The following is a 10,046-nucleotide window of genomic DNA, read 5'->3' as shown; positions in this document are numbered from 1 at the left end:
CCCGAAGGTTCAGATAACTCGTTTCCGCTCGACTTGCATGTGTTAGGCCTGCCGCCAGCGTTCAATCTGAGCCATGATCAAACTCTTCAATTTAAGATTTTGTTCGGCTCAATGAATACTGAACATTACATAAAGTAATGTTTGAATTGACTGTGCTGAATCCGAAGATTCAATGGTCACTTCGTTTCATTGAAACCTAATTTGATACCGAGGTATCGAATTGGATTATCATCAACGAGTGCCCACACAGATTGATAGGTCTATATTGTTAAAGAGCTTGCTTTGCGAGAAGTTTTCTCTCAAAGCGGAGGTGCATTCTAGCGATTTGGTTGTTAGTGTCAAACACTTTTTTCAACTAATTTTTCGTAGAAGCTTTTTACCTCTCCGACCCTGCTGAAGCCTTGTGGCGTCTGCCGTGTCGATGGATGCGCATTATAGGGAGAAGATTTTCTTTGGCAAGACTAAAAATACATTTTTTCTAAAAAAGCATGCCAAGTGGATACTTTCCATCCAACCTCAAAATTACCCCGAAATAACACTCAAGATTTCTACAGCTTACCCACAAAAATCTGTGGATAACTACTCATCACTATCGAAGAAGTAAGAAATGCGTGAACGCGGATTAAGATACTCTTTGATTTTCTCCGGCAATTTAGACGGATGAATCGCGTTAACTATCTTTATATCCTTTGATGCAAGATCAATGATTGGCGCCTGCGTCCTTGGCACTGATGGGTCGTAAACCAATACATTTGGGAATAATAGATGCGATGCATTCACTGAGATAACCAAGCCCACCATATTATTGGAAAGCTGAACCACAGTTCCTGGAGGAAACACGCCCATAAACTTAATCAGGATATTCAGGTTTTCTTCTTTATATAGGTGTTTACAGTTCTTATATAAATGAGAGAGTGCGGTATAAGGAATTTTTTGCTCTGAGACTATAGGTGTATGACACAAGTTATCAAATGCGTTAGCTACAGCAATAATTTGAGCAAACTCGTTGATCTCATCTCCTTTCAGACCTTTGGGATAGCCAGACCCATCTCTTAGTTCATGGTGCTGTGCAATCACAACTCTTGCAACTTCGGGAAAACCTTCTATTTGGCTCGCAAGGTCTACTCCATATTTGGTGTGCAACTTTAAGTAGTTAGTTTCTGGTTCCGTCAGCGGTGCTTGCTTTCTTAATATTGCGGTAGGAATTTTTATTTTCCCGATATCGTGGAATAGCGCTGAGAATGAAAGCTCTTTCAACTGCGCAGCTGAGTACCCCTTAGCACGGCCAATCATCATGGCGATAACAGCAACGTTCAACGAATGGAAATAAATATCTTCAAACTCATTTTTACCGTTCATCAGGTGTAGAGTGACATTATCATCACACATTAACTTCTCGACGATATCTTCAATAAGAAGCTTCGCTTCATCAACGGCAGCTGTTGGACGATTACGAATTTTCGTCATGACCGAGCGCATACGCGCAAGAGAGCGCTCAAACTCTTTTTCGCACTGGATAACGCGTCGACGATACGCACTTAACTTTTCTATGCGGTTTTGTTTTTCTTGCCAAAGTTTTTGAGTTTCATGATCTAGCGACGCTTCATTCGTTACTCTATCAGCTTGTATCTGGTCGACTGGAAGTGGTGCGGCATCACTTTGCTCTGGATTAAAGTAAACGAACTTTACACCGAGGTGACGGATCATCTCGACTTGTTCTTGATCTTTAATCTTAAAACTATTGAGTAGAAAAGGGTGATCGTTCCACTTTAGCGGAAGACGGATATGTAATCCGGGTTGAATACGATCGACCGTAAGTTTAATGGCTGCCACTTATTCACTACTGATTTACGTTGCCTAAGAGAGTTAGAATACTAGTAAATTTTGTGAATAAATTCATCAGTAAGTATCAAAACATCAGATGGTCATTTCTAATGACCCATTTAAAGAGCAAAAGCAAGCTACTTTAAGGTTCGATCTGCTTTGCGTATTTTAAGCTGAGCCTCGAACGTTGGCTTATCTATTATTTCTTGACCTTTGACTAATCCCATTAATGTTTGTACCGCTACACGGGCCATATCACTGATAGGAAAGTGCACTGCCGACACTGTAGGATAAAGGCTTTCACAAAGGTCGACACTGTCAAAGCTAGTTAAAGAGATTTGCTCCGGTACTGAAATATTGTGCTCGTGTAAGTACTGCATTGCACCGACCGTCATTTCCTCACTGCAAGAAAAGACTGCAGTAACTTCAGGGTGTCGTTGTAAAATTGCAGCCATTGCATCATAACCACTTTGCCGACCATAATTCCCTTCTTCACACCAGCTTTCGTCAATATCGATACCTGCGTCCTTCATCGCATCAACGAACCCAAGCTTTCTCAATAAACTATTATGACGTTGGGATGGACCGGTAATACAGGCGATTTTTCTATGACCACCAGCTAAAAGATGCTCGACGGCAATACGGCTTGCATGATGATGATTAAAAGTAACGCAACGCTCTTCTATTCCTTCAACATAGCGATCTAGAAGAACGAAAGGCGTAGGCTGTTTTGCTAATTCACGTAAATCATCATCTGACAAATAACGACTATGGAGGACATAGCCATCACAACGCAGATCATTAAAACGCTGAATGGCTTCCTTTTCACCTTCTGCAGAATGATGTCCTTGAGCGGTAATCAGAAACTTTTTATGAATATCCAGCTCAGTCTGAACCTGCTCCATCATCTCGCCAAAGAAGCCCCCCGTATAGTAAGTCACCAATAAGCCAACCATATTACTGGATGAGGTTGCGAGTGAACGAGCAATCGCACTCGGGCGATAATTCAGTTGCGCCATAGCTTGCTCTACTTTTTTTCGAGTTTCTTCGCGAAACTTCCCCTCCCCATTAATGATTCGAGAAACGGTAGAGCGATTTACACCGGCGAGTTCGGCGACATCTTTAATCCTTGCCATAATGCTATTGGGTCCAACTGCAATTGTTATTAAATATCCGTTTGTGTAGAACGGCTGCCAGCAATTCGTAAGGTGCTTATAGGGGGCGAAGCTGGCAGCCTTTAATCATACACCGACCATTTGATTGGTAGAAACAAGCTCAGAGTAATCCGTGACAGCTATACCATGTTGAGCTAACTGTTCTTTTAAAATGGGAGAGGTTAGAACTTGTAACTCTAGCTCTCGCTGAAGCGCATAACCACTCTTTAAAATCAGCGCTTGATCGGCCTCTGCCGGGTGGCACATCACCTCAACCAAATCATAGTTTGTCTTTAGACTCAATAAATGCGCCATCAAACCATCTAAACTTACTTTTTGATCGTAAAACTCGTCAGTAAAGACATACCTTGTTGTCATCGATTCTTGACACAAGCCAGTGCCCCGCAGTGGCACTCGGTATTCACTCGCTACCTCTTTAATAACGGGCAAAATTTGAGGGTGAGTATGCGCGTGATGATGGCTATCTAAGTGGCTTAGCTCTAACCCAAGCGATAAAAAATGTTCCACCTGAGCTTTTGCTTCGTCATAAATGACCTGAGTTTCGAAGTCCTGCTTACCCCACAGTTCGTCGTATTTGATAAAATGCGCTCGACCGTTGGTCAAATTAGGGTGCCCAGTTAGAGGCACTCCCGCTGTAAACCTAAGATGAACGCCAATTCTCAAGTCTGGATTATGGCGAGCCAACTCTAAAGCATGTTTCTCAGCATCCATACCGACCATCATGGTGGTTGAATGAACAACACCTTGCTGATGAGCTTTTACGATGCCGTTATTTACACCTCTCGTTAAACCAAAATCATCAGCATTAAAAATGACTTTCATTGGCGCCCTTCCTTAGTACTACAACGTCGTTAGTTTAAATTGAGGTAAATACGGAGCGTTCACCGCTAGGATATCATCCAGAATTGACTTGGCACGACCAATGTCTGGCACCAATGGGTTGTTGGTTAATGCCATGAGCGCTTTGTCATAATTACCTTCAACAGCAGCGTCTATTGTCAACTGTTCATATGCTTTGACTTGATAGAGTAATCCTTTGATATTGTTTGACAGCTCACCAACCGCAAGAGGTTTCGCGCCCCAACTACCAATAACCGCGCTACACTCAATCACAGCATCGTCGGGGAGGCCGTTAATCGCTCCGTTATTTAAGACGTTAACAACATGAATACTATTACGATTGTTATAAATTGAATCAACCAAGTTTAGTGATGCATCTGAATAATAAGCCCCACCCCGCTCTTCTAACTCTTTCGGCTTATGATCGAGATTAGGATCTTGATAGAGCTTGAATAGCGCATTTTCTGTTTCCATTACCTGCTCAGCACGAGTGCCCTTTTCACCCGCGCTTTGTTTCTCTTCAGCGAGCATAGCATCGGTTTGATAGAAATAACGATGGTAAGGACATGGTATCGCCCCCAGCGCTTTTAAAAATGCTGGATCCCACGGTTCTTCCCAGATGTTCTTCATGCTGAAGTTAGCACCATCACCGACTTTCTCTAATACCGTTTGAGTAATATCTTCTCCATTGAGCCATGCTTTGTGCACCCAAACGAGATGGTTTAATCCGGCAAACTCCAGTTGTAGCTCTTTTGGCTCGCACTCCATCATTTCTGCGATCATCATTTCCATCGAAACCGGCACATTACATAAACCAATACTCTTTACTTTGGTGTACTTACTGACGGCTTCAGAGACCAAACCCGCAGGGTTGGTGAAATTGAGCATCCATGCATTGGGTGCCAACTCTTCAATATCTTTACATATATCAAGAATAACCGGGATGGTTCGCAGTGCTTTAGCAAACCCACCAGGGCCTGTTGTTTCTTGGCCGATGACGTCGTATTTAATTGGAATTCGCTCGTCATTAGCACGAGCAGCAAGGCCACCCACACGGAACTGCGTCATCACAAAGTCCGCATCTTTTATCGCAGCACGACGATCAAAGTCTGCTTTTATCTCAATCTTTGCACCTGCTTTATCAACCATTCGCTGCGCTAGACCTTTGATAATCTCAAGCTTCTCAGCTCCTGACTCAATGTCCACAAAATGAATCTTCTTAACGGGTAAATATTCTAAGCGCTTAATAACCCCTTCAACCAGTTCAGGGGTATAACTACTACCACCGCCAATAATGGCAAGTTTGATCGCCTCTCTAGACATTTTTCTCCCCTTATTTGTTCGAGATTTTTTTGTTCAGTGCAACGATTTCTACAGCCATTTCTTGAGCCAAAATCGTGGTCATTAAGTGATCTTGAGCATGTACCATCACTAACGTCATCGGGACTTTCCCTTCCCCCTGATCTTCCTCAATCAACTGAGTCTGAATTAAGTGGGCTTTGTTAATGCACTCTCTTGCTTGAGAGAGCTTCTCCTCAGCCGCATCAAAATCTTGTTCTCTAGATAAACGCAACGCCTCATAGCTCAAACTTCTGGCTTCGCCAGCATTACAGATGATCTCCATCACAACCAATTCTTGTTCCATCATTTTCTCTCCGAAAATCGGGCCGCGGTAATTGCGGCCCATTAAGCACCGTTAAGCAGTAACACCTTCGCCTGAAGGTTGCGCCTCATCTTTAGTTTCTTTCGTCGTCGGTAGTTCTTGCTCCAACATTTGCTTCTCAAACATTTTGAAGAATGGGAAGTAGATAATTAGATCAAGAATCAATAAACCAATGACGAGCAATACTGGAGCAAAGGTCCAACCGCTACCCCACGAAGCACCTATCAGTGCTGGTGTTGTCCAAGGCGTTGTAGCGACCCCCATACCCACAAAGCCGACATGCACAGCAAAGTACGCTATAGTAGCGTTGATGACTGGAGCGAAGACGAACGGGATAAACAAGGTCGGGTTCATCACAACTGGGCTACCGAAGATCACAGGTTCATTGATTTGGAAGAAGCCAGGCACCGCACTCATTCGACCAATACTCTTAAGGTGAACAGAACGGCTAAATGACATCAGCATAACAAGAGCAAGTGTTGCACCAGAGCCACCGATAAAGATGTAAAAATCCCAGAAAGGCTGAGTAAATACGTTTGGAATCGGTTCACCTGCAACAAAGGCTTCGATGTTGGCACCAATGTTGGTCAAGAAAATTGGAGAAAGCAGCCCCACAACAATTGCAGCACCATGGATACCCGCAAACCAAAGTAGTTGGCAAAGCAATAGAGCGCCAATAATGGCAGGCAATGAGTTAGACGCACTAATTAAAGGCTTAAAGACTGCCATGACCGCATCTGGAATCAGCATGTCGTACTGGGTTTGCACGAAAAGGCTAAGTGGGTATAAGGTAATGAATATCGCTAAGACTGGTAACAGCACTTCAAATGATCGTGCAATCGCCGGTGGAACTTGCTCTGGCATGCGAATCGTAATGTTGTGCTTTTTCATAAAACGGTAGAGCTCTACCGAGAAGAATGCACACATCACTGCGGTGAAGATCCCGGTTCCTCCCATGTGTGACATAGACAACGCGCCATCTTTAGCAGGGGCCGCGATGAGTAAAAAAGACATCAGCGACAATACAGCACTCGTGATCCCATCCATCTTGTAAGCCTTAGCTAAGCTATAAGCAACGCCGAGCGAAACAAAAATGGTCATGATCCCCATCGACATGTTGTAGGGCATCATTATGGTATCAAAATGTGTGGTGGCGAAATCGAGCCAAATTCGACCAAAAGTAAAGGTCGTGTCTTCGGCAAATGGTGGGAATGCAAAAATCAAAATGAAACTACCGACAATAATAAACGGCATTGCAACTATAAAACCGTCTCTCATTGCTCGAACATGGGGCTGATTCCCCACTTTTGCTGCTATAGGGGCTATATGCTTTTCGACTGCGCCTATAATTGCGTCATAAAGCTTCATAGAATCCATCCTTATTTTAGTCAAAAGAATCCCGCATCAAATATTTATATTTGATGTACAGTTATCTTTTTTAATTTAAAACTATGGTTTAGTTAATTAATTCTAATGCTTGCTCTAGTACTTCTTCTCCCTTCATCATTCCATAATGCTGAGGAGAAATCGCATCAATGTTTTTACCATGCTCTTGCGCCGTTTTTCTTAGCTCTTCTAGCTGAAAACGTACTTGAGGCCCGAGAAGACAAACATCGTACTCTTTAATTGCATCTTCAAATGCATTCACTGACATCGCGTCAATTTTGCACTCAATTCCTTTATTTTCAGCAGCTTGCTCCATTTTTTTAACAAGCATACTGGTTGACATCCCTGCGCTACAGCATAAAAGGATCTTTTTCATAGCCTTACTCCCATTGTGTAAATTTCAACCTGCAAAAACTGTAGCAAAAATAACCAAGACAAAAAAGCGCAACCGGTTGCATTATTCGTGAACACAATCCCAATTTAGAAAATACGACCTGTTTTTTAGTAATTATTTAGGTCTAGGATAAAAGTCAGGAAATAAATTAAGACACCACATTAGGTTTCAAATTATCAATATATTACTACTGACAACGTCGTTATTAATTTCTAAAAAGGAATAGAGAATGAAATTTAATAAATTGGCTATTGCAACGCTTGTAAGTGCCGCACTATCACAATACTCATTTGCTCAAACCGACTCTAAAGGCACCATTTATCTAACGTTTGATGATGGACCAATCAATGCATCTATTGACGTTATTCAAGTACTTAACCAAGAAGATATCAAAGCGACGTTTTACTTTAATGCTTGGCACTTAGACGGAATTGGTGATGAGAATGAAGACCGTTCGCTAGAAGCCTTAAAGCTCGCATTAGACACTGGTCATATTGTCGCGAACCATAGTTACGATCATATGGTTCATAACTGCGTTGATGAGTTTGGACCTAATAGCGCAGCAGAATGTAATGCTACCGGCGACCACCAGCTTAACTCGTACCAAGATCCTGTTTACGATGCCTCAATGTTTACAGAAAACTTATCTGTTTTAGAAAAGTATCTGCCTAACATTACAAGCTACCCAAATTATAAGGCGACAGAGTTTGCAAGACTGCCCTACACCAACGGCTGGCGCGTGACTAAAGACTTCAAAGCCGATGGGTTGTGTGCAACGTCTGATGACTTTAAACCTTGGGAACCAGGCTACGTTTGTAATATCAACGACCCATCAAACAGTGTGAAAGCCTCAATTGCGGTACAAAACATTCTGGCTAATAAAGGCTATCAAACACATGGTTGGGATGTGGATTGGGCACCTGAAAACTGGGGGATAGCAATGCCAGCCAACAGTCTAACAGAGGCAGAACCTTTCCTAGGTTACGTAGATGCAGCATTGAACAACTGTGCTCCTACCACCATCAACCCTATCAATTCAAAAGCACAAGAGTTTCCATGTGGTACACCACTCCACGCAGACAAGGTCATTATTCTAACGCATGAGTTTTTGTTTGAAGACGGTAAGCGAGGAATGGGCGCAACCAAGAATTTACCTAAATTAGCGGAATTTATCCGACTAGCAAAACAAGCTGGCTATGTATTCGATACGATGGATAACTACACACCAAACTGGCAAGTTGGTCATAGCTACAACGCTGGCGACTACGTCCTACATTTAGGCACCGTTTACCAAGCAGTGACCAGCCATAACGCACAGCAGGACTGGGCACCTTCCCCAACCTCTAGCCTTTGGACCAATGCTGATCCGGCAACAAATTGGGAAGTGAATGTTTCATATAAAGAGGGAGATGTTGTGACGTACTCTGGCAAACGTTATATCGTCAACGTCCCACACGTCTCTCAAGCCGATTGGACACCTGACTCACAGAACACCTTGTTCACAGCTCTATAAGCTGTTCCCTACTATTATCATGTAGTAGCTTGCGCGAGGTAATACCTCGCGCTTTTTTATTTTTAGAAAAGTAAAAATGGAAAGCAGTAAAGAGTGGACTGACTGGGCCTGGCATTCCTGACGCCACGCTGGATTTGAATTCACAAACCCTAGATACAACAAAGCCCCGACTTACGTCGAGGCTTTATCATATGAATTATGGTACCGGTGGGCGGACTTGAACCGCCACGCCCGAAGGCAACGGATTTTGAATCCGTCGTGTATACCAATTTCACCACACCGGCATCTTTGGGCTATTGCCCTTTGATGGTTGGCATTATACGGAAGCTTTTGACCTGCGCAAGCAGAAATACCTTAAATAACTATCGTTTGCTGATAATTTCGCCACAAAGTGTGACAAAGCCGTACTGATAAGAAACGTACACTCCATTTCCTACTACTGTTCCAGGTGGAAATGAGTATACGTAACTCTTTTTAAATTCTATTCACTGTAATATCAGAAACATAACCATTCCCGATGCTCGACAAAGCCGTATGGAGCATCTCGGCAGCATCTTCCGCTTGCATGAAGTGACTCGTGTCCATCATGTTGCCGCTTGTTTTCCAGAATTCCGTATCCATTCCACCAGGATAAACCGCGATAATTTTCATTGGCTTTCCTTTTAACTCCAAACGAACCGACTCGATTAATCCTTTGACAGCCCACTTCACAGCACAATACGTAGACTCTTGCGCTTTAGGCTGTTGCGCAGCAGTAGACATAACCATGACCACTTTTATCGGTTGATCTTTGTAACGCTTTACTAACTCTCTTAATACATGAATGGCAGAATTCAGGTTATTATCAATCAGTTTTTGAATCTCTTCCGGCTCCTGCTCTTCCAGTTCGCCAAAATAACCACTTCCTGCACTATGAATGACCATTTCAGGCGGCTGTTTCATCCCATCAAATAGGTGTTTCACATCTTGATGTAATGAGAGGTTGCAAGCTTGATAGCCGACGTTATGAGAGAGTTGTTTTGCTAGTGCGGATAGTTTTTCTGTGTTTCTTCCTATGATATACGTCTCTTTGTCTTCCGCATCATAACGCTTTGCCAGCTCTGCCCCTAAACCGCTACTTGCACCTGTAATTACAATCATGGCTACCTCTTTTCAATCACATACTTCTAATGCATCTATCAATTAAGGTAACAGAATCTTGGTAATTCACACCTCAAGAACACCACTCTTTGAAGCAAGCGGCTTTCTTAC

9 protein-coding genes, 1 tRNA gene and 1 rRNA gene are annotated in these 10,046 nt (G+C 42.9%); 1 reads left to right on the top strand and 10 read right to left on the bottom strand.

All coding sequences use genetic code 11. The features are described from left to right. The 8 genes from CBX98_RS22125 to CBX98_RS22085 all read right to left on the bottom strand — a co-directional run. A 16S ribosomal RNA gene (locus tag CBX98_RS22125) occupies positions 1–93 on the bottom strand; the annotation flags it as partial. 486 nt (positions 94–579) lie between these two features. Continuing rightward, positions 580–1,833, bottom strand: coding sequence for an HD-GYP domain-containing protein (locus CBX98_RS22115; RefSeq protein WP_012841389.1), 1,254 nt, complete (start codon positions 1,831–1,833; stop codon positions 580–582). A gap of 128 nt (positions 1,834–1,961) precedes the next feature. Then, positions 1,962–2,960, bottom strand: coding sequence for a LacI family DNA-binding transcriptional regulator (locus CBX98_RS22110; protein WP_109170280.1), 999 nt, complete (start codon positions 2,958–2,960; stop codon positions 1,962–1,964). 105 nt (positions 2,961–3,065) lie between these two features. Next, entirely contained in the window at positions 3,066–3,821 is a 756-nt protein-coding gene (gene chbG / locus CBX98_RS22105; protein WP_006742368.1) for a chitin disaccharide deacetylase, read from the bottom strand. A gap of 18 nt (positions 3,822–3,839) precedes the next feature. Then, entirely contained in the window at positions 3,840–5,162 is a 1,323-nt protein-coding gene (locus tag CBX98_RS22100) for a 6-phospho-beta-glucosidase (protein WP_005397437.1), read from the bottom strand. Positions 5,163–5,172: 10 nt separating this feature from the next. Further along, positions 5,173–5,484, bottom strand: a complete 312-nt coding sequence (locus CBX98_RS22095; RefSeq protein WP_031780628.1) for a PTS lactose/cellobiose transporter subunit IIA — start codon at positions 5,482–5,484, stop codon at positions 5,173–5,175. A gap of 51 nt (positions 5,485–5,535) precedes the next feature. Next, positions 5,536–6,870 carry a PTS sugar transporter subunit IIC gene (locus tag CBX98_RS22090; protein WP_005397441.1) on the bottom strand — a complete coding sequence of 445 codons (1,335 nt, stop codon included), beginning with the start codon at positions 6,868–6,870 and terminating at the stop codon, positions 5,536–5,538. A gap of 88 nt (positions 6,871–6,958) precedes the next feature. Then, a complete protein-coding gene (locus tag CBX98_RS22085) occupies positions 6,959–7,264 on the bottom strand; it encodes a PTS sugar transporter subunit IIB (protein WP_025767645.1) in 306 nt (101 codons plus the stop codon). Between the two features lie 247 nt (positions 7,265–7,511). Between CBX98_RS22085 and CBX98_RS22080 the strand changes: the two genes are divergently transcribed. Further along, positions 7,512–8,795: a carbohydrate-binding protein gene (locus CBX98_RS22080; protein ID WP_109170279.1), complete on the top strand. Its 1,284-nt coding sequence runs from the start codon at positions 7,512–7,514 to the stop codon at positions 8,793–8,795. A gap of 199 nt (positions 8,796–8,994) precedes the next feature. Here CBX98_RS22080 and CBX98_RS22075 read toward each other — a convergent pair. After that, a tRNA-Leu gene (locus tag CBX98_RS22075) sits at positions 8,995–9,079 on the bottom strand. A gap of 190 nt (positions 9,080–9,269) precedes the next feature. After that, the gene (locus tag CBX98_RS22070) at positions 9,270–9,935 is read right to left on the bottom strand and encodes an SDR family NAD(P)-dependent oxidoreductase (RefSeq protein WP_109170278.1); all 666 of its coding nucleotides are present in this window, start codon (positions 9,933–9,935) and stop codon (positions 9,270–9,272) included. Between the last annotated feature and the right edge of the window lie 111 nt (positions 9,936–10,046).

This window comes from Vibrio sp. T9 (assembly GCF_003123985.1).
GTDB lineage: Bacteria > Pseudomonadota > Gammaproteobacteria > Enterobacterales > Vibrionaceae > Vibrio > Vibrio diabolicus.
The sequence above is the reverse complement of the archived record's forward strand: the minus strand, read 5'-3'. Positions and strand labels throughout refer to the sequence as shown.